The 19,458-nt window shown below is 72.8% G+C and carries 19 protein-coding genes; 12 read left to right on the top strand and 7 right to left on the bottom strand.

All coding sequences use genetic code 11. From position 1 onward, the window contains the following. Positions 1–157 precede the first annotated feature (157 nt). Both ACFW9D_RS09880 and ACFW9D_RS09875 read right to left on the bottom strand, forming a co-directional pair. The gene (locus ACFW9D_RS09880) at positions 158–1,432 is read right to left on the bottom strand and encodes a zf-HC2 domain-containing protein (protein ID WP_384619821.1); all 1,275 of its coding nucleotides are present in this window, start codon (positions 1,430–1,432) and stop codon (positions 158–160) included. Beyond that, the gene (locus ACFW9D_RS09875) at positions 1,429–2,001 is read right to left on the bottom strand and encodes a sigma-70 family RNA polymerase sigma factor (RefSeq protein ID WP_188337555.1); all 573 of its coding nucleotides are present in this window, start codon (positions 1,999–2,001) and stop codon (positions 1,429–1,431) included. Before ACFW9D_RS09875 ends, ACFW9D_RS09880 begins: the two co-directional genes overlap by 4 nt. A gap of 346 nt (positions 2,002–2,347) precedes the next feature. Between ACFW9D_RS09875 and ACFW9D_RS09870 the strand changes: the two genes are divergently transcribed. Both ACFW9D_RS09870 and ACFW9D_RS09865 read left to right on the top strand, forming a co-directional pair. Beyond that, positions 2,348–2,722: an STAS domain-containing protein gene (locus ACFW9D_RS09870; protein ID WP_188337554.1), complete on the top strand. Its 375-nt coding sequence runs from the start codon at positions 2,348–2,350 to the stop codon at positions 2,720–2,722. Between the two features lie 168 nt (positions 2,723–2,890). Next, positions 2,891–3,385 carry an EF-hand domain-containing protein gene (locus ACFW9D_RS09865; protein ID WP_384619839.1) on the top strand — a complete coding sequence of 165 codons (495 nt, stop codon included), beginning with the start codon at positions 2,891–2,893 and terminating at the stop codon, positions 3,383–3,385. A gap of 488 nt (positions 3,386–3,873) precedes the next feature. Here ACFW9D_RS09865 and ACFW9D_RS09860 read toward each other — a convergent pair whose 3' ends face one another. Beyond that, positions 3,874–5,406, bottom strand: a complete 1,533-nt coding sequence (locus ACFW9D_RS09860; protein WP_384619818.1) for a class I adenylate-forming enzyme family protein — start codon at positions 5,404–5,406, stop codon at positions 3,874–3,876. 210 nt (positions 5,407–5,616) lie between these two features. Between ACFW9D_RS09860 and ACFW9D_RS09855 the strand changes: the two genes are divergently transcribed. The 4 genes from ACFW9D_RS09855 (at position 5,617) to ACFW9D_RS09840 (ending at position 9,750) form a co-directional block, all read left to right on the top strand. Next, positions 5,617–6,810, top strand: a complete 1,194-nt coding sequence (locus tag ACFW9D_RS09855; RefSeq protein WP_188337552.1) for an amidohydrolase family protein — start codon at positions 5,617–5,619, stop codon at positions 6,808–6,810. Between the two features lie 12 nt (positions 6,811–6,822). Beyond that, on the top strand, positions 6,823–7,959 hold the full coding sequence (locus ACFW9D_RS09850) for an acyl-CoA dehydrogenase family protein (protein WP_384619816.1): 1,137 nt from the start codon (positions 6,823–6,825) through the stop codon (positions 7,957–7,959). A gap of 2 nt (positions 7,960–7,961) precedes the next feature. Beyond that, on the top strand, positions 7,962–8,822 hold the full coding sequence (locus ACFW9D_RS09845) for an acyl-CoA dehydrogenase family protein (RefSeq protein WP_384619813.1): 861 nt from the start codon (positions 7,962–7,964) through the stop codon (positions 8,820–8,822). Positions 8,823–9,297: 475 nt separating this feature from the next. Next, entirely contained in the window at positions 9,298–9,750 is a 453-nt protein-coding gene (locus ACFW9D_RS09840; RefSeq protein WP_384619810.1) for an ATP-binding protein, read from the top strand. A 249-nt stretch (positions 9,751–9,999) separates the two neighbouring features. On the opposite strand, the gene ACFW9D_RS09835 is transcribed toward ACFW9D_RS09840, so the two are convergent. Continuing rightward, the gene (locus ACFW9D_RS09835; protein WP_384619808.1) at positions 10,000–10,926 is read right to left on the bottom strand and encodes a cyclase family protein; all 927 of its coding nucleotides are present in this window, start codon (positions 10,924–10,926) and stop codon (positions 10,000–10,002) included. Positions 10,927–11,026: 100 nt separating this feature from the next. Between ACFW9D_RS09835 and ACFW9D_RS09830 the strand changes: the two genes are divergently transcribed. From ACFW9D_RS09830 to ACFW9D_RS09815, 4 genes are all read left to right on the top strand, one after another. Beyond that, positions 11,027–11,938: an SDR family oxidoreductase gene (locus tag ACFW9D_RS09830; protein WP_384619806.1), complete on the top strand. Its 912-nt coding sequence runs from the start codon at positions 11,027–11,029 to the stop codon at positions 11,936–11,938. Between the two features lie 29 nt (positions 11,939–11,967). Next, entirely contained in the window at positions 11,968–13,164 is a 1,197-nt protein-coding gene (locus ACFW9D_RS09825; protein ID WP_384619804.1) for an acyl-CoA dehydrogenase family protein, read from the top strand. 9 nt (positions 13,165–13,173) lie between these two features. Further along, the gene (locus ACFW9D_RS09820; RefSeq protein ID WP_384619802.1) at positions 13,174–14,223 is read left to right on the top strand and encodes a Zn-dependent alcohol dehydrogenase; all 1,050 of its coding nucleotides are present in this window, start codon (positions 13,174–13,176) and stop codon (positions 14,221–14,223) included. 108 nt (positions 14,224–14,331) lie between these two features. Further along, positions 14,332–14,547 (top strand): hypothetical protein, encoded by a 216-nt coding sequence (locus ACFW9D_RS09815; protein WP_188337544.1) that lies wholly within the window; start codon positions 14,332–14,334, stop codon positions 14,545–14,547. Here the strand turns inward: ACFW9D_RS09815 and ACFW9D_RS09810 are convergent. Beyond that, positions 14,529–15,539, bottom strand: coding sequence for a GlxA family transcriptional regulator (locus ACFW9D_RS09810; RefSeq protein ID WP_384619799.1), 1,011 nt, complete (start codon positions 15,537–15,539; stop codon positions 14,529–14,531). The genes ACFW9D_RS09815 and ACFW9D_RS09810 overlap by 19 nt on opposite strands. A 71-nt stretch (positions 15,540–15,610) precedes the next feature. On the opposite strand from ACFW9D_RS09810, the gene ACFW9D_RS09805 reads away from it, so the two are divergent. Further along, positions 15,611–16,915: an MFS transporter gene (locus ACFW9D_RS09805; protein ID WP_384619796.1), complete on the top strand. Its 1,305-nt coding sequence runs from the start codon at positions 15,611–15,613 to the stop codon at positions 16,913–16,915. A gap of 220 nt (positions 16,916–17,135) precedes the next feature. On the opposite strand, the gene ACFW9D_RS09800 is transcribed toward ACFW9D_RS09805, so the two are convergent. Next, complete coding sequence (locus ACFW9D_RS09800) at positions 17,136–18,041, bottom strand: helix-turn-helix transcriptional regulator (protein ID WP_384619793.1); 906 nt, start codon at positions 18,039–18,041, stop codon at positions 17,136–17,138. 143 nt (positions 18,042–18,184) lie between these two features. On the opposite strand from ACFW9D_RS09800, the gene ACFW9D_RS09795 reads away from it, so the two are divergent. Next, positions 18,185–18,835, top strand: coding sequence for an NAD(P)-dependent oxidoreductase (locus ACFW9D_RS09795; RefSeq protein WP_188337541.1), 651 nt, complete (start codon positions 18,185–18,187; stop codon positions 18,833–18,835). Between the two features lie 19 nt (positions 18,836–18,854). On the opposite strand, the gene ACFW9D_RS09790 is transcribed toward ACFW9D_RS09795, so the two are convergent. Next, positions 18,855–19,457 (bottom strand): flavin reductase family protein, encoded by a 603-nt coding sequence (locus ACFW9D_RS09790; protein ID WP_188341399.1) that lies wholly within the window; start codon positions 19,455–19,457, stop codon positions 18,855–18,857. Between the last annotated feature and the right edge of the window lies 1 nt (position 19,458).

Raw genomic sequence — 19,458 nt, 5'->3', positions numbered from 1 at the left:
GACGCTTCGCGTCGCATTTCCCCGATGGGGCACCGCCCGATGAGATCGCGCACGAAGTGCGCCTCTCAGGGGCGCGGGGAACTGCGCGGCCCGCCCCCACCGGACCCGCAGTCGCGCTGGGTGGGCAAGGGGCAGCCCCCTTGGGCAGGACCCGCACTCACATACGGCTCAGGCCCGCCGTCGCGGTCAGGACGGACATGATCGCGTCGCGGTCACCCACGGACCCGGCCGCCGCTTCGGCCGGCGGCACCCGCCCCGCGGCGAGGCGGCAGAACTCCACCCCGTCGAGGGCGACATGCGCCACCTCGTCGGCCCCCTCGGCGCCGGACGGGTCGAGCGGGATCAGCCACTGACCACCCCCGGCCCCCTCGACCTCGAGCCGCAACAACCGCCCCGCGGCCACCTGATCCCGCTCCCGCTCCCGGCCCCGCCCGGCAAGCGCGTCCGGCAGCATCCGCGCCGCCAGGTCGATCATCCGGTGCAGATGCTTCGGCGCCGGCGCCTCGTACGGGTAGTCGACCGCGTCCGCGATGTCCCCCGCGTGCACCCAGCACTCGAAGGCCCGGTCCGCCATCGCGTCCCGCAGCGGCAGCGTGAAGTCGCCGTACGAGATGGGGAGTTGCCCCGAACCGCCGCCGCCCTCCATGTCCGACCCGGCGAACGACACCGTGCGGATCAGCTCGTGCGCCTGCTCCCGCCAAGGCGCCCGTACCGCCCGCGTCGGCGGGAAGTGCGAGGCCTGCCAGAGCGCCTCCGTGCGCGCGGCCGGGCCGAGCGACTCCGGCGGGGCGGGCGGGCCGAGCGGGTCGTCGAGGCCGAGGGCACGGGCGACCAGCCCGTCGACGCTGATCAGATGAGCTATGACGCCGGCGACCGTCGTCTTCCGGCTGAGCTGCTCGTCCCCCTCGTACCAGCGCAGCCGCACCGGCGCGTGCCACTCCCCGTCGCCGAAGTCCTTCAGGAGCGCGTCGAGACGGGCGGTCTCCGCGTCGTACGGGGTCGCCCAGGACGGGACCGGGATGCGGGCCGGGCGCCGGGAGAGGCAGCCCTCCAGGACGCGGGCCCGCAGCAGCGGGTCCAGGTCGAGGGACTCGTCGGCGTGCAGCAGCCCGACCGCGTCCCGCAGCCGCAGCGCCTCCTCGGCGCAGGCCCCGCAGCCGCCGAGATGGTCCTCGACGGCGGCCGCCTCCTCGGGCGAGCAGGCGGCGAGGGCCCAGGCGCCGAGCAGCGATTTCAGGACCCGGTGCTCGAGCACGAGCGGCTCCGGTGCGGGCAGGTCGGGCAGCGGGCGGCCGGTGTCCTCGACGGAGGAGCGCGGCGTCGGTATGCGGGCGGCGCCGCCCCGGGCCCCGCCCGCGCCGTAGCGGCCCTCGGGCTCGTCGTCGCGCGGGTCGTAGGAGTCGAAGCGGTCCGGTCCGCCGGCGCCGCTCACGCGGGCCTCCCGTAGCCGCCCGGCGGGATGCCGCTGTCGTGCGCCGTGGACAGCAGCTGCAGGCCGAGCCGGAGCCGGCGGCGCGCCTCGTCCTCGGTGACGCCGAGGTCGGCGGCGGTCTGGCGGTAGTCACGCCGCTGGAAGTACGCCAGTTCGAGTGCGGCCCTGAGCGGGGCGGGCATCGATGTCACGATGTAGTCCGCTCGGGCGGCCGCGGAGGCCCGGCGCACCTTGCGCTCCAGGTCCTCGGTGGTGCCGCAGCCGCTGCGCACGAGCGCGGCCGACTCGGTCTGGCGCAGCCGCTGCACGGCCTGACGGTGGGCGAGCGTCGCGACGAACGAGCGCAGCGGGCCCTGCCGCGGGTCGTACGCCTCCGGGTTCTCCCAGACGCGGGTGAAGACCTCGCGGGTGATCTGGTCGGCGGCGTCCTCGTCGTCCAGGACGCGGTGGGCGAGGCCGTGCACCAGGGATGCGAAGCGGTCGTAGAGCTCGCCGAGCGCCGCGGCCTCGCCGTGCGCGAGCCGCTGCTGCATCCTCCGGTCCCAGCGGGACGGAGTGTCCTTGGGCATGAGGCCCCCTCACCGACTGCCCGTCGTGCCGTTCCGTGCTGATCCGTGCCGTGTACCGGTCCTGTACGGGCACCTGTTCTGCCTGCCTGCTACCCAAAGGTAGTCCGGCACACCGCCGAAGCACGCGCCTTTACCGCATTGTGCGCTGTCCTACGGCAGGCGGTGATAAAGGGCCGGGCCTCCGGCGATGTGTGACCGAATCGGGCGGGTTGTGGGCGGCTGGGGTCCAAGCAGCTCATATGTGATAGGCCTGCAAGGGTGTCGGTGGGGTTGCCCGGGGGAGTTTCGGCCCGCGTGGGGCAGGGCAGCCGCGCAGGAAGAACGTAGGAGCAGGAAGGCGTGGCGTGTGTCGCTCAGGGTGAATGAGGGAGTGCGAGGCGACTGGGCCGTCGTGTCGGTGTCCGGCGAGATGGACCTGGTGACGTCCCCCGCGCTGCGTCAGCGGGTGCACGATGCCGTGGCCGACGGCCGGCGCAGTCTGGTTCTCGACCTCTCCGACGTGCTGTTCTGTGATTCCAGCGGGGTCGGCGTGCTGATCGCCGCCCGGCGGCTGATCCGTTCCTGCCAGGGGCGGCTGCGGCTGATCCTGCCCGCGCAGGGGGCGGTGGACGGTTCGCATGTGAACCGTGTTCTCGGGGCGCTCGGCGTGCGCCGGCTCTTCGACGTGTACCCGGACGTGGCCGCCGCCACGGACGAAGGGGCCCAGCCGCTCTCGGCCTGAGGTCCTGGCCGGAAATCGGCCCTGTTCCGGCCGGCCCTGTCGGTCTTACGTCCCGGATTCTTCCCTGTCTTGACACAACCCCCGCACTTCGGCGTCCCGGTGCGGCTCTTCGTCGTACGCTCCGATGCGGAGAACCCCACCCCACGATGCGAGAGGCGGCCCATGAGCATGGACGAGCGGAGGATCGCTACCCGGTTCGCCGGCTTCGACCAGGACGGGAACGGTTACATCGACCGCGAGGACTTCTACGTCGCGGCGAAGGCGCTGCTCGCCGAGTTCGGGGTGCCGGCGCGCTCCGAGCGGGGGCAGGCGCTGTTCGCCGGGGCGGAGGCGTTCTGGCAGGGGATGGCCGGGATCGCCGATGTGGACGGGGACCAGCGGGTGACCCGGGAGGAGTTCGTCACCGGGGCCGTGAAGCGGCTGCGGGACAACCCGGAGCGGTTCGCCGAGATCGCCAGGCCCTTTCTGCGCGGGGCGATGGCCGTCGCCGGCGGGGCGGGGGATCTGGCCCCTGGGGACGCGGAGCGGGTGCTGAAGGTGCTGGGGGTCGAGGCGGGGGTCGCCTCGGCGGCGGTTGCGGTGCTCGATGCCGATGGGGACGGGCGGATCTCGGAGGACGAGGCGGTGGGTGGGTTCGCCCGCTACTTCACGGTCCCCGAGTAACCGGGCCCCCGCGCCGTAGCTCCGGCCGCTTCGTCGCCGGGTGCCCGTCGCGTCGTGGTTGCTCGCGCAGTTCCCCGCGCCCCTGGTAGGCGCACTTCGTGCGCCCTAGGGGCGTGTTGGTCACCCTGCTTCGGATCCGGCCCGCGCTGCTACGGGTCCCTGGCCTCAGCCCTTCTCCCACCACCCGCCCCCTCCGGGGGCGTCGGCCCGGCGCCCGGCCTCGGGCAATACCCGGCGCCGGGGGTGCGATGCGGTGGTCCTGCGGTACGGCGCCGCCGCCGTAGCTCCGGCCGCTTCGTCGCCGGCCGCCCGTCTCGTCGTGGTTGCTCGCGCAGTTCCCCGCGCCCCTGAATGCGCACTTCGTGCGCTCCAGGGGCTTGCCGTTCGCGCCCCGCGACGGAGTCGCTGATGGGTACGGGTTCGCGCCTCTGAAGGCGCACTACGTGCGCCCCGGGCCCCGCCCCCCTGAGACACGCAGAGGGCCGGGGTCAGGACGTGAACTGTTCCCTCAGCTTGTACTTGAGGGTTTTGCGGAGGGTTTCGTTGCGGGGGAGGGTCGGGAGGATTTCCAGTTGTTCGGGGAGTTTGAAGGTGGAGAGGCCCTCGGTGCGTAGGTAGGCCGTCAGGTCGGGGAGGGTGGGTTCGGGGGTGCCGGGGCGGAGTTCGAGGACGGCGCAGACGCGTTCGCCGCGTTCGGGGTCGGGGAGGCCGATGACGGCCGCGTCCTGGACGGCGGGGTGGGCGTGGAGGAGGTCCTCGATCTCCTTCGCGGAGATGTTCTCGCCCTTGCGGATGATGATGTCCTTCGCGCGGCCGGTGAGGACGAGGTGGCCGGTGGGCAGGACGTGGCCCAGGTCGCCCGTGATCAGGTAGCCGTCCGCGTCGAACGCCTCCGCTGTCTGTGCCGGGTCCAGGTACCCCTGGCAGACGGCCTCGCCGCGCAGCCGGACCTCGCCGTCGACCCCGGCGGGCACCTCCTTGCCGTCCGTGTCGACGATCCGGATCGACATGCCCGCCGGCGGGCGGCCTTCGGTGGTGGCCAGGTTGTCGGCCGTGTCGTCCGGGGCGCCCATCGTGATCATCGGGACCTCGGTCATGCCGTACCCGTGCGTGAGCTGGACGTTCATCTCGCGGATCACGGAGTGGTAGATCTCGGGGGGCTTGGGGGCGCCACCGCCCGCCAGGAGGCGGAGGGTCGGGATCAGTTTCTCGGCCGGCGCCTTGCGCTGCTCCGTCAGGAACATGGAGTAGAACGCCGTCGAGCCACCGGCGACGGTCACGCCGTGGCGGCGGTACTCGTCCAGCGCCTCCGGCAGCGCGAACTGCTCGAACATGACGGCCGGGAAGCCGTACAGGAGCAGCATCACCGTGTAGTCCGGGCCCGCTATGTGCGCGTAGGGGAACGCCATCGAGCCGACGTCGGACTCGGTGAGGTGCAGGGCGTGGGCGAGGCAGGAGCCGCCGGCGACGAGGGAGCGGTCGGTGTGCAGGACGCCCTTGGGGTCGGAGGTCGTGCCGGAGGTCCAGTAGATCCAGCGGACGGTCGTGCCGTCGGCGGGCGGCGGTGGCAGGACCGCGGGGTCGGCCTCGGGCAGGTCCTCGTAGGCCTCGAAGACGCCGCGCGCGCCGAGCCGGTGCGCCATCGCCGTGTGGTCGAAGCCCCGCCACGTGCCGGGCGTCGCGAAGAACTCGGCGCCCGACTCGCGCAGCGCGAAGCCGACCTCGCGGTCCCGGTAGAAGGGGATGACCGGGCTCTGGACGGCGCCGAGGCGGGCCAGGGCGAAGGAGAGCAGGGCCGTCTCGATGCGGGTGGGCAGCTGCCAGGCGACGACGCTGCCGGGGCGTACGCCGCGCTCGTACAGGCCGGCCGCGACGCGCTCGGCACGGTCCCTGAGCTGCCCGAACGTCAGTGTGCGGTCGCCCTGGAGCAGGACGGGCCGGTCGGGGGTGAGGGCGGCGCGGCGCTCGACCAGCTCCCACAGGGTGCGGCTGGCGCCCAGGTCGTGTGCGGTGTCCGTCATGTGCGGTGACCCCCTACGAACGCGAACGGGAACGAGAGCGAGAGCGAGAACCGGAGCGACCGGCCCGCCGGCCTTGAGCTGACGGTGAGTCAGATACGGGGCAGAGCGTAAGCCCGTGCTTCTTGTCGGTCCAGGGGTGCGGGGCTAGCCTTCCATCTGACGGGTCATCAGATATCGGGCCAGCGGGCCACCGGAGCTGAGGGGTTTTCCATGACGGAACTGCCGCGCATCGTCAGTGTCGACGACCATGTGATCGAACCGGCCCATCTCTTCGAGACCTGGCTGCCGGCGAAGTACCGGGACCGCGGCCCGAAGCCGCTCACCGCCGGCATCGGGGAGCTCGCGTACGTCGCCGGCAAGTACCAGATCACGATGGACCCCGACGGCCCGCCCACCGACTGGTGGATCTACGAGGACCTGAAGTTCCCGTACAAGCGCAACATCGCCGCCGTCGGCTTCGACCGGGACGACATGACCCTGGAGGGCATCACCCGGGCCGAGATGCGGCGCGGCTGCTGGGACCCGAAGGCGCGGCTCGCGGACATGGACCTCAACCACGTCGAGGCCAGCCTCTGCTTCCCGACCTTCCCGCGCTTCTGCGGGCAGACCTTCGCCGAGGCCAAGGACAAGGAGGTCGCGCTCGCCTGCGTGCGCGCCTACAACGACTGGATGGTCGAGGAGTGGTGCGGCGACAGCGGCGGCCGCCTCATCCCGCTGTGCATCATCCCGCTGTGGGACATCGACCTCGCCGTCGCCGAGATCCGCCGCAACGCGGCCCGCGGCGTGCGCGCCGTCACCTTCTCCGAGATCCCGACGTACCTCGGCCTGCCGTCCATCCACTCCGGGTACTGGGACCCGTTCTTCGCCGTGTGCCAGGAGACCGGCACCGTCGTGAACATGCACATCGGGTCCTCGTCCCAGATGCCCGCCGCGTCCCCCGACGCCCCGCCCGCCGTCCAGGCCTCGCTCAGCTTCAACAACGCGATGGCCTCGATGATGGACTTCCTGTTCAGCGGCGTCCTCGTCAAGTTCCCGCGGCTCAAGCTCGCCTACAGCGAGGGCCAGATGGGCTGGATCCCGTACGCCCTGGAGCGCGCCGACGACGTGTGGGAGGAGCACCGCGCCTGGGGCGGGGTGCGCGACCTGATCCCCGAGCCGCCGTCCACGTACTACTACCGGCAGATGTTCTGCTGCTTCTTCCGCGACAAGCACGGCGTCGCCTCGCTCGACGTCGTCGGCCGGGACAACGCGACCTTCGAGACCGACTACCCGCACGTCGACTCGACCTTCCCGAACACCAAGGAGGTCGCCCTCGACCACGTGAAGGGCCTCGACGACGAGACGATCTACAAGCTGATGCGCGGCAACGCCATCCGCATGCTCGACCTCGACCTCGACAAGTGACGGGGGCGGTCCGTGGATCTCACCTACACCGAAGAGGAAGAGGACTTCCGGGCCCGGCTGCGGGAGTGGCTGAGCGGGACGCTGCCCGCGCTGCCGCCCAAGCCGGCGGCCACCGACTGGCCGGGCCGGCGCGTCTATGACACCGGCTGGCAGCGGCGCCTGCACGACGCCGGGTACGGGGACGTGCACTGGGGCGCCTCCCCGACCACCCGGCTGATCTTCCTGGAGGAGACCGAGAAGGCGGGCGCCCCGTACGTCGGCGCCAACTTCGTCGGGCTGCTGCACGCCGGGCCGACCATCGCCGCCGAGGGCACCGACGCGCAGAAGGAACGCTGGCTGCAGCCCGTGCTGCGCGGCGACGAGGTCTGGTGCCAGGGCTTCAGCGAGCCCGACGCCGGCTCCGACCTGGCCGCGCTGCGCACCCGCGCCCGCCGTGAGGGCGACCACTACGTCGTCAGCGGCTCCAAGATATGGACCTCGCACGCCGAGGTCGCCGACTGGTGCGAGCTGCTCGTGCGCACCGACCCGGACGCCCCCAAGCACCGGGGCATCACCTGGCTCGCCATGCCGATGGACGCGCCCGGCATCACGGTGCGGCCACTGCGCACGCTCGCCGGCTCCACCGAGTTCGCCGAGATGTTCCTCGACGACGTACGGATCCCGGTCGGCAACCGGGTCGGCGAGGAGAACGACGGCTGGCGCGTCACCATGGTGACCCTGTCCTTCGAGCGCGGCACCGCCTTCGTCGGCGAGGTCGTCGCCTGCCGCCGCGTCCTCGGCGAACTCGCCGCGCACGCCCGCAAGTCGGGGCGCTGGGACGACGCCGTCCTGCGCCGCGAACTGGCCCTGCTGAACGCCGAGTTCAGCGCCCTGTGGCGGCTCACGCAGTGGAACGTCAGCGAGGCGCAGGCCACCGGCGGGGTGCCCGGCGTCGGCGGCTCCGTCTTCAAGCTGCGGTACTCGCACGCGCGCCAGAAGCTCTTCGACATCGCCGCCGACGTGCTCGGGCCCGCCGCTCTCGACGCAAGCCAGGAGTGGACCTTCGACCGGCTGTCCTCACTGTCGTACACGATCGCCGCCGGCACCTCGCAGATCCAGCGCAACATCGTGGCCGAGCGCATCCTCGGACTGCCCAAGGGAGGACGGTAGGCGTGCACTTCCAACTGACCGAAGAACAACGGGCGTTGCGTACGGGCATCCGCGAGCTGCTCGACGGGCGGTTCGGGCGGGACGCGCTGCGCGCCGCCGTGGACCGGCCGGGCGAGCTCGACCGTGACCTGTGGGCGGAGCTCGCGCGGGCCGGGCTCTTCGGGCTGTGCCTGCCCGAGGACGCGGGCGGCGTCGGACTCGGCCTGCCCGAGGCCGTCGTGGTGTTCGAGGAGCTGGGCCGGGCGCTCGTGCCGGGCCCTCTCGTCGCCACGTTCCTCGCGGCCGGCCAGGTGCCGGGCGCCGCGACCGGCGAGACCGTCGTGACCTGCCCGTACGGGGCGCTGCTGCCCTGGGCCGGCGCGGCGGACGTCGTACGCGGGGACGTGGCCGGGGCCCTGGCGACGGACTCCGTGGACCCGCTCACCCCGCTGCACCGCGTCCCCGCCGAGGCGCCCGTACCGCAGGAGGCGACGCTCCTGTACGCGGCCGAGCAGCTCGGCTCGGCGGGCCGCACCCTGGAGATGGCGGTCGGGCACGCCCGGCAGCGCGAGCAGTTCGGGCAGCCGATCGGTGCGTTCCAGGCCGTCAAGCACCTGTGCGCGGACCTGCTCGTGCGGGTCGAGGTGGCGCGGGCCGCCGTGTACGCGGCGGCCGTCACCCGGGACCCCGTCGAGGTCGCGGCGGCCCGGCTGCTCGCCGACGAGGCAGCGGTGCGGGGCGCCCGGGACTGCCTCCAGGTGCACGGTGGCATGGGCTTCACCTGGGAGGCCGACGTCCATCTGCATCTGAAGCGGGCGTGGGTGCGCGCCGGGCTCGCCGGGAGCCCGCGGGACGCGGAGGAGGTGCTGGCGGCCGCGCTGTGACGAGGGCGGCCGGGGCGGGGAGCGGGGCGGTGCGTCAGGCTCTGGCGTCAGGGCCTGTGCCGTACGGAGAGTGACGGTGCGTCCGATATCGGGTTGTGTCCTTCGCGGGGCTCGTCACGGCATGGAGTCGGCCCCCGGCTCCGGTACCTTGTGGCAGATGCGAGTGGTGCTGAACCCGGGCGTCTGTGCCGGTGTCGCCGGTGAGGTGGCTCCGGGCCCTGGGTTGCCCGCCGTTCGCGGTGCAGGGCGGAGTCGCGTGCCCGCCCGTTCGACCCCCTGCGAGACGCGTCGCACAGTATGCCGCACGCGTACTCCTTCGCGCTGGAATATGCCCGAAGCGCTTGTTGGGGTGACTGTACGTCAACCATGCTGTGTCGTACGGGGATCACGGTCCGTGATCCCGCTCAGTGGCCAGTGTGGTCAGTGGCGCGAGGCAGAACTCCAACGGTCCCGCCGGATTCGGATGGTGTGAGCGGTGCAGGTGCTTCAGGTTCAGCTGGAGGTCGGGGCCGACCCCGCGGAAGTGGGTCGGGCTCGCAGGTGGGCGCGTTCACGGCTCGCCGGGTCGGGGATAGAAGCCGATGAGCCGGTGGCCGAGACGCTGATCCTGCTCGTGTCCGAGCTCGTGACGAACGCGGTGGTGCACACGGGGCGCCCCGCCGTGCTCCGGCTCGCCCTTCCGGCGGGCGCGGACGGCACGGGTGTGGTGCGGGTGGAGGTGGCCGACGTCAGTTCGCGGCCGCCGGCGCCGCGGCATGCGGAGGGGTCCGAGACGAACGGGCGGGGCCTGGAGCTGGTGGATGTGCTGGCGGATCGCTGGGGGTGGCGGCCCGAGGGGGCCGGCAAGGCGATCTGGGTGGAGCTTGAACGGGCGCCGGTCGCCGGGGCGTCTTTGGGGGGCGGGACCGTGGTGGGGGCGTCCGCCTGAGGGTGGGACTGCTACGCGTCTGCCGTGTGCGGTCTCGTTGCCGGGTGCGCCCCGGTGGGGGCTTCTCGCGCAGTTCCCCGCGCCCCTGGAAGGCATGCGGCTTCGCCGCGCCTTCCCCCGATCAAAGGCGCCCCGCGCTTTCCCCCGGCAGAGGCTCCCCGGGCTTTTCGGGGAAATGCGGCGCGTAGCGCCTGCATTTCAGGGGCGCGGGGAACTGCGCGACCAGCCCCCACCGGAGGGTTCGCCGGACTAGAACACCGCCACCGGGGCCACCGGGGTGCCGGTGGCTCCCTGGAAGGGTTCCGGCATGGCGGTCAGGAAGAACGCGTAGCGCCCCGCTTCTCCACAGGCTGTGGACAGGGATTCCAGATTCCAGTTCTGACCCTGGAGCATGCCCATCTCGACGAGGTCGAGGGCATGGACGGGGAGCCAGAGGTTCTCGATCTCCGGGGGGAAGATCTCGAAGGTCAGGGTGTCGTTGGCGACGGCCGCCACGTCACGCGCGTGGAACCACTCGGGGGTGTGGACGGACAGCCCCGGTGACGGATACCCGTACCCGTGCTTGTCACCGGCCAGGTACACCTGGATCTGACCGGTGCGGACCAGGACGATGTCACCGGACCGCACCGTGACCCGCCCGAACTCGGCCGCCTCGTCGAGGTCCTGAGGGGTGACCGCGTGGTCGCCGGGCAGCCGGTCGACCCCCTTCGCCGCCGCGACGTCGAGCAGCACGCCGCGCGAGACGATGTGCGGGATCTTGTCGATGCCGCTGAACTCGGAGCCGTGGTGTGCCGTGATGCTGCCGGCGGGGCGGCCGTTGTAGATGCGGCCCGAGTGCGAGACGTGGGTGAGGGCGTCCCAGTGGGTGGCCGCCTGGAGGCCCATGGTCACCGCGTCGTCGCTGGTGGCGACGGTCTCGGGGCCGAAGATCTCGTGGTTGATCTGCACCATCGTGTGGAACGGGTTGATGCGCCCGGGGATGAGCCCCGACTGCACGCCGTCCTCCTTGAGGGGCAGTGCGAGCGGCACCCGGCGCCCCGTACGGACCTCGGCGGCGGCCGCGCGGACCACCTCGTCGGTGACGAGGTTCAGGGTGCCGATCTCGTCGGCCTCCCCCCAACGCCCCCAGTTGTTCACGCGTTTGGCGATGTCGTGGAACTCGGCGGGCAGCGGCATCGGGGCCTCCCGGGTCTTGTGTTCCGGTATCTGACGGGTCGTAGAATCCGAACCGAAGGAAATCTAACGGGTCGTCAGAAACTGCGGGAAGGGGCCGGGCGTGGGGAACTTCTTGGCTGGCAAGGTCGTGGCCGTCACCGGAGCGGGCCGGGGCATCGGGAGAGCCGTCGCCCTCGCCTGCGCCGAGCAGGGCGCCAAGGTGATCGTCAACGACTACGGGGTGTCCATCGAGGGCGGTGAACCCACCTCCGAGGTGGCGCTCGGAGTGGTCAAGGAGATAGAGGCGGCCGGCGGCAGCGCCGTGGCCGTCGCCGACGACGTGTCCACCATGGCGGGCGGGCAGCGGATCGTCGACGTGGCGATCGAGGAGTACGGGCGGCTCGACGGGGTCGTGTGCGTGGCCGGGATCCTGCGCGAGCGGATGCTGTTCAACATGTCCGAGCAGGAGTGGGACCCGGTCGTCGCCACCCACCTGAAGGGCACCTTCACCGTCTTCCGGGCCGCGTCGGCGGTCATGCGCAAGCAGGGGACCGGCACCCTCATCGGCTTCACCAGCGGCAACCACCAGGGCTCCGTCGCCCAGGCCAACTACAGCGCGGCCAAGGGCGGCATCATCTCGCTCGTGCGCAGCGCCGCCCTCGGCCTCAACAAGTACGGGGTCACCGCGAACGCCGTCGCCCCCGTCGCCCGTACCCGTATGTCGGCCAACGTGCCGATGGAGCTCAAGGAGATCGGCGAGCCCGAGGACGTGGCCGCGCTCGTCGTCTACCTGCTCAGCGAGCGGGCCCGCGAGGAGAAGATCACCGGGCAGGTCTACACCGTCGCCGGGCCGAAGATCGCCGTGTGGGCCCAGCCGCGCGAGCTGCGCGCCGGATACGCGGACGGGCCGTGGACGCCCGAGAAGATCGCCGACTTCCTGCCCGGGACCGTCGGCACCGACCCCATGCCGATGCTCGCCAGGCTCGAGGAGATGGCGCGGGCGGCGGCGGCCAAGGAACGGCCCAACCAGTAGACCCACCCTCGTGAGGAGGCGGTGACGGCGTGGAGTTCGGGTTCGGGGACGGGGACGAGGCCTTCCGGCGGGAGGCACGCGGCTGGCTGGAGGAGCATCTCGTCGGCCGGTTCACGGCCGCCGTGGGGCGCGGCGGTCCGGGCAGTGAGCACGAGGGAGGCGCCGAACGGCGGGCCTGGGAACGTGAGTTGGGCGAGGGCGGCTGGATCGGTCTCGGCTGGAGCGAGCCCGGGTACGGCAACCGGGTCGCCTCGCTGACCGAGCAGGTCGTGTGGGCGGAGGAGTACGCGCGGGTCCGGGCGCCGGGCCGCTACGGCCACATCGGCGAGAACCTCCTGGCCCCCACCCTCCTCGCGTACGGCACCGAGGAACAGCGCCGCCGGTACCTGCCGCCGATCGCGCGCGGCGAGGAGCTGTGGTGCCAGGGCTACAGCGAGCCGGGCGCCGGTTCCGACCTCGCCTCGCTGCGCACCTCCGCGGTGCGGGACGGGGACGGACGCTGGCGCGTCACCGGGCAGAAGGTGTGGACCTCGCTCGCGCACGAGGCCGACCGGTGCTTCGTGCTCGCCCGCACCGAGCCGGGCTCGCGCCGCCACCACGGCCTGTCGTTCCTGCTCGTCCCCATGGACCAGCCGGGACGCATCGACGTACGGCCGATCCGGCAGCTGACCGGCACCAGCGAGTTCAACGAGGTCTTCTTCGACGGGGCGCTCGCCGAGGACCTCGTCGGCGAGGAGGGCGGCGGCTGGCGGGTCGCGATGGGGCTGCTCGGCTTCGAGCGCGGGGTGTCCACGCTCGCCCAGCAGATCGGCTTCGCCGAGGAGCTGCGCGAGGTGACCCGGACCGCGGTGAAGTCCGGCGCGGTCGACGACCCGGTGCTCGCCGAGCGGCTCGTACGGCTGTGGGCCGAACTGCGCACCATGCGCTGGCACGCGCTGCGCACCCTCGGCGGCGCCGACGACGCCGGGGCCGCCGGCGCTCCCAGTGTCGCCAAACTGCTGTGGGGCGGCTGGCACCAGCGGCTCGGCGAGCTCGCGCTGCGCGTGCGCGGGCCCGCGGCGGCCGTCGGGCCCGCCGACTGGTCGCCTGAGCGGCCCTACGAGCTCGACGCGCAGCAGCGCCTGTTCCTGTTCACCCGGGCCGACACCATCTACGGCGGCTCCGACGAGATCCAGCGCAACATCATCGCCGAGCGCGTGCTCGGGCTACCGAAGGAAAGGCCCTAGGGAGGCGTCATGCGAGGTGTGGTGTTCGACGGCGAACAGGCCGTGGTGGTCGACGACTTGGAGGTCCGCGACCCGGGGCCGGGGGAGGTGCTCGTCAAGGTCGCGGCGGCGGGGCTGTGCCACAGCGACCTGTCGGTGATCGACGGGACCATCCCGTTCCCGAGGCCGGTCGTGCTCGGTCACGAGGGCGCGGGCGTCGTGGAGGCGGTCGGGGCCGGGGTCACGCACGTGGAGCCCGGCGACCACGTGTCGCTGTCCACGCTCGCCAACTGCGGGGCCTGCGCCGAGTGCGACCGGGGTCGGCCCACGATGTGCCGCAAGGCGATCGGCATGCCCGGCAAGCCGTTCTCGCGCGGGGACAGGAAGCTGTTCCAGTTCGCGTCGAACTCGGCCTTCGCCGAGCGGACCGTCGTCAAGGCCGTGCAGGCGGTGAAGATCCCGAAGGAGATACCGCTGACCTCGGCCGCGCTCATCGGCTGCGGCGTCCTCACCGGCGTCGGCGCCGTCCTCAACCGGGCCCGGGTCGACCGCGGCGACTCCGTCGTCGTCATCGGCACCGGCGGCGTCGGCCTCAACGTCCTCCAAGGGGCCCGGATCGCGGGCGCGCTGAAGATCGTGGCCGTGGACACCAACCCGGCGAAGGAGGAGGTGGCCCGGCAGTTCGGGGCGACCGAGTTCCTCACCGACCTGGCGAAGGTGCGGGACGTGCTGCCCGACGGGGCCGACCACGTCTTCGAGTGCGTGGGCCACGTCGCGCTGATCCGGGCCGCGATCGACCTCCTCGACCGGCACGGCCAGGCCGTCCTCCTCGGCATGCCGGCCGCCGACGCCGAGGCCACCTTCGTGCCGGCCCAGCTGTTCCTCGACAAGTCGGTCCTCGGCTGCCGCTACGGCTCCTCGCGCCCCCAGCGCGACATCCGCCTCTACGCGGACCTGTACGCCGAAGGGCGGCTGCTGCTCGACGAGTTGGTGACCCGCACCTACCCCGTCGAGGACTTCGCCAAGGCGGTCGAGGACGCCGAGGCGGGCCGCGTCGCACGCGGCGTGCTGACCTTCTGATCCCGAACCCCGGGCGGCCGGAACCGCCTTCCGCGCCCGGGGCCGCTCGCCTATCGTGAAAGGACGGTGGGCGGGCCGGGGTCCCGCCCCTGGAGACGGGGGTGCGCGATGGTGACGGTCCTGATCCTGTTCGCGGTGCTCGGCCTCGTGGCGGGCCTGCTGGTCTGGAAGATCCTTCGGCGCAGCAGCGTCACGGAGACCGCGGAGGGCCTGCGCATCGAGCAGGACAGCCGCGTTCGGGCGGTCGGCGACAAGTACCAGTACAACGCGCTCGCGCAGCACAACACGATGCCGAACATCGGGGACTACCGCCCCAGGAGGTGACCGCCGCCGCCCCTCTCCGCCGAGCGGTGGAAGGTGCGGCGGTACGCGGTCGGGGTCACGCCGAGCGCGGCCTGCAGATGCTGGCGCATCGACTGGGCCGTGCCGAAGCCCGACTCCCGGGCGACCTGGTCGATGCCCAGGTCCGAGGTCTCCAGCAGATGCCGGGCCCGCTCGACACGCTGCCCGGTCAGCCACTGGCCGGGACTCACCCCGACCTCCTCGCGGAAGCGCCGGGTGAACGTGCGCACCGACATCGACTCCTGCTCCGCCATGTCCCGCAACTGGATCGGCTCGTGCAGCCGGGCCAGTGCCCAGGCGCGCGCGGCGGTCGTGGAGGCGAGGCCCGGCTCGGGCACCGGCCGGTGGACGTACTGGGCCTGGCCGCCGTCGCGGTGCGGCGGCACGACGGTGCGGCGGGCCACGTCGTTGGCGACGGCCGCGCCGTGGTCGCGGCGCACCAGATGCAGGCACAGGTCGATGCCCGCGGCGACCCCCGCCGAGGTCAGCACGTCGCCGTCGTCGACGAACAGCACGTCGGCGTCCACCCGCACCGCAGGGAACATCCGCTGGAACGCCTCCGCGTCCGCCCAGTGCGTCGTCGCCGGCCGGCCGTCGAGCAGCCCCGCCGCCGCGAGCACCCAACTGCCGGTGCAGATCGACACCATGCGCGTGCCGGGCCGCACATGGGCGAGGGCCGCGGACAGCTCGGGCGTGAGCCGCCCCTCCTCGTAGACCGGACCCAGCTCGTACGAGGCCGGGACGATCACCGTGTCCGCCGAGGCCAGCGCCTGCGGCCCGTGCTCCACGAGGATCGCGAAGTCGGCGTCCGTCATCACCGGGCCCGGCCCGCGGACGCCGCAGGTCAGGACCTCGTACAAGGGATCGCCCGCGGCGGTGCGGGCGCGGCCGAAGATGCGCTGCGGGATGCCCAGCTCGAACGGGATGACCCCGTCGAGGGCCAGGACGACGACACGGTGCCGGTCAGCGGTCATGGCCCGATCCTAGCGAAGGATGGCATTCGGGCCACTCGATCGGCGGGGCGCGCTGCCGCAGGCTCTTCCCCGTGACGACGACAACGCAGAACTCCGCGGCCCCCGGCAGGGCCGCCTCCGGTGGCGGCAGCGCGCCCTTCTGGGCCTGGGCCGTGGCCGCGGTCACCTTCGTGACGATCATCGGCGCCGCCGCCTTCGCCTCCCTGCCCGGACTGCTCATCGAGCCGCTCCACGCGGAGTTCGGCTGGTCCCGCGGCACGATCGGCTTCGCCGTGTCCGTGAACCTCGCCCTCTACGGGATCACGGCGCCGTTCGCCGCCGCGCTCATGGACCGCTTCGGCATCCGCAGGGTCGTCGCGGTGGCGCTCACCGTCATCGCGGCCGGATCCCTGCTCACCGTGTGGATGACCGCCGCCTGGCAACTCGTCCTGTGCTGGGGCGTCCTGGTCGGCCTCGGCAGCGGCTCGATGGCGCTCGCCTTCGCGGCGACCGTCACCAACCGCTGGTTCGTCGCCCGGCGGGGCCTCGTCACGGGCATCCTCACCGCCGCCGGAGCCTCCGGGCAGCTCGTCTTCCTGCCCCTCCTCTCCTGGATCGTCACCCGGCACGACTGGCGCCCGGCCGCCGTCACCGTCGCGCTCGCCGCGCTCGCCGTCGTCCCCTTCGTGTGGCTGCTCCTGCGGGACCATCCCGCCGACGTGGGCGTGAAGCCGTACGGCGCCGAGGCGTTCGTGCCGAAGCCGGAGCCCGTGCGGGGGGCCGCGCGGCGGGCGGTCGGAGTGCTCGCGCGGGCCGCGCGCACCGGGCCCTTCTGGCTCCTCGCCGGGACCTTCGCGATCTGCGGCGCCTCCACGAACGGGCTCGTCAAGACGCACTTCGTGCCCGCCGCGCACGACCACCACATGCCGGTCACCGCCGCGGCCTCGCTGCTCGCCGTCATCGGAGTCTTCGACGTCGTCGGCACGATCGCCTCCGGCTGGTTCACCGACCGGTTCTCGGCGCGGCGGCTGCTCGCCGTGTACTACGCGCTGCGCGGCGTCTCGCTGCTCTTCCTGCCGATCCTGCTGGCGCCCAGCGTGCATCCGCCGATGCTGTTCTTCATCGTCTTCTACGGACTCGACTGGGTCGCCACCGTGCCGCCGACGATCGCGCTCTGCCGTGAGCACTACGGGGAGGACTCGGCGATCGTCTTCGGCTGGGTCCTCGCGTCCCACCAGGTGGGAGCGGCCGTCGTGGCGTTCCTGGGCGGCGTCGCCCGGGACGTCTTCGGCTCGTACGACGTGGTCTGGTACGCGTCGGGTGCGCTGTGCGCGGTCGCGGCGCTGATGGCTCTGGTGATCCGTCGGGGGGCGGGGGCGGAGGCGCGGGCCGCTTGATCGCGGGGTGGGAGTGCCTCGGCTCCGGCGCGGTTGCCGATCGTTGCCGGGTGCCGCGCCGTCGTGGCTGATCGCGCAGTTCCCCGCGCCCCTGAAGGCGCACTCCGTGCGCCCCAGGGGCCGCCGGCTCGCGCCCCGCGACGGAGTCGCTGATCGGGTACAGCCCCGCGCCCCTGAAGGCGCACTCCGTGCGCCCCAGGGGGCAGCCCGTGGCGCGCCCCTACGGGGACGGGCGGAAGGTGGTGCGGAAGGTTGCGGGGGTTGTGGTGGTGCGTTGGGTGAAGTACTTGACGAAGTTGCTGGTGTCCAGGAAGCCGAGGCGGGTGGCGATCTGGGAGACGGGGTCGTCGCCGTGGGCGAGGAGGCGTTTGGCCTCCAGGACGACGCGGCGGTCGATGAACTCCTTGGCCCCGACGCCGGAGGCGTCGAGCGCGGCCCGGGTCAGGGTGCGGGGCGCGTAGCCGAGGGCGCGGGCGTAGTGCCCGACGTCCCGGGCCCGCGTGTAGTCCCGCTCCACCGCGGCGCGGAACCGCTGGAAGGTGTCCGCGTGCTCGGGGCTCGTGGTGCCTGACGGTGCGGCCACATGGGTCAGGCGCAGCAGGAGTACGGCGAGCAGCCGCCGGAGGATCGCCGCGCGGGTGTGCTCGGGCAGGCCGGTGGCGCGGTACTCGTCCGCGAGGTGGCCGAGGGCCTGGTGCAGGGCGCCGGCGTCCTCGCCGGAGGCCTCCCACAGGGTGCGGCCGAACGGGTCGTCGAGGTGGACGTCCGCCGCGGTGGCGGGGTCGAGGACGTCGGGCCGGAACAGCACCAGCGTGCCGGACGCCGTGCCCAGGTCGCCGAACCGCTGCACCTGTCCGGGCCGCACCCACAGCCAGGTGCCGTCGGTCAGGGAGTGGTCCGTGAAGTCGACCATGTGCGTCAGCCGCCCCCGGCGCACGGTGAGGAGCAGGTGGAACTCGGGGCGCTGCGGGTGCCCGGCCCCCTCGGCGTCCCGCACGGCCTCCGCACCGCCGCGCAGCATCCGCTCCCGCAGTTCCTCGATCGCCATCACCTCGATCCCGGCCGCGGCGGCGGGCGGGGGAGTGTAGGCGACCTCCTGGATCGTCTCGTGTCCGTTTTTCACCATGGCCTGACCTTGCCGTACCTGGGCGGAGACCCAGGGCTTCCTTATGTTTGATGTGGGAGAAGGGGGCCGGTGGCCGCAAGGACCGTAAGCGCCCCTCCTGAAATCGATGACTGACTTCTACCACGCAGGTTCGGAGTATTGCCATGACGAACATCGCTGTCTTCGGCGCCAACGGCACCATCGGTTCCGCCCTCGTCCGCGAGGCGCTGGAGCGCGGCCACACGGTCACCGCGGTCGTCCGTGACCCCGCCAAGGTCGCCGAGCGCCACCCGGACCTGACCGTCGTCACCGGCGACGCCCTGGACGCCCGGTCGGTCACGGCCGTCGCGAAGGGGCAGGACGTCGTGGTCAGCGCGGTGGGCGGCGGCGACGGCCCGGGCCACGTCGCCACGATCAAGCCCTCCGCCGTCGCCCTCACGGAGGGGCTGCGGGCCCTCGGCGAGCAGGCCCCGCGCCTGATCGCGGTCGGCGGCGCCGGCTCGCTGCGCACCCCCGACGGCAAGCAGGTCTGGGACGCCCCGGGCCTGCCCGACTTCCTGCTGCAGATCATGCACGCGCACGGTGACGCCCTGGACCACTACCGGACCGTCACGGACGTCGACTGGACCAACATCAGCCCCGCCGCCCACATCGCCCCCGGTGAGCGCACCGGCGGCTACCGCACCGCCCTGGACGACCTCGTCACCGACGCGGCCGGCGAGAGCGCCGTGTCGGTCGAGGACTACGCCGTCGCCGTCCTCGACGAGATCGAGACGCCGCGCCACCGCGGGCAGCGCTTCACCGTCGGCTACTGACCGGCCCCGGGCCGCGCCCTCAGTCGGCGAGCGTCGCGAAGCGGCCCTGGTGGAAGAGGAGCGGGGCGGAGTCCTCGGCTCCCGTGCCCAGGGACGTGACGCGGCCGACCACGATCAGGTGGTCGCCCCCGGTGTGCACGGCGTGGATGACGCAGTCGATCCAGGCGGCGGCGCCGTCCAGGCGCGGGGAACCGGAGACCGGCGCCGCGTCGTACGCGACCCCGGCGAACTTGTCGGCCCCGCTGACCGCGAAGCCCCGGCACAGCTCGCCCTGGTCCGCCCCCAGCACGTTGACGCAGAAGACGCCCGCGCGGGCGATCCGCGGCCACGTCGTCGACGTACGGGCGACCATGAACGCCACGAGCGGCGGGTCCAGGGACAGCGAGGCGAAGGACTGGCAGGCGAAGCCGGCGGGCTGTTCGCCGGGCGCGGTGACGATCGTGACCCCGGACGCGAAGGACCCGAGCACGCGCCGGAACTCCGCGGGATCCACGGGCGCCCGCTCGTCGTCGCGGACCGCCCGCAGGTCGGGGCGGGGCAGCGGCTCGACCGGGGCCGCGGTGGGGGCGCCGACCGACCTGAGGTACCGGACGACGGTGGCCGCCATCCCTGCGTGTCCCATC

It is taken from the genome of Streptomyces sp. NPDC059524, from assembly GCF_042749255.1.
GTDB classification, from domain to species: domain Bacteria; phylum Actinomycetota; class Actinomycetes; order Streptomycetales; family Streptomycetaceae; genus Streptomyces; species Streptomyces xanthii.
Note: the sequence above shows the minus strand (reverse complement) of the source record. Positions and strands in the feature narration are given on the sequence as shown.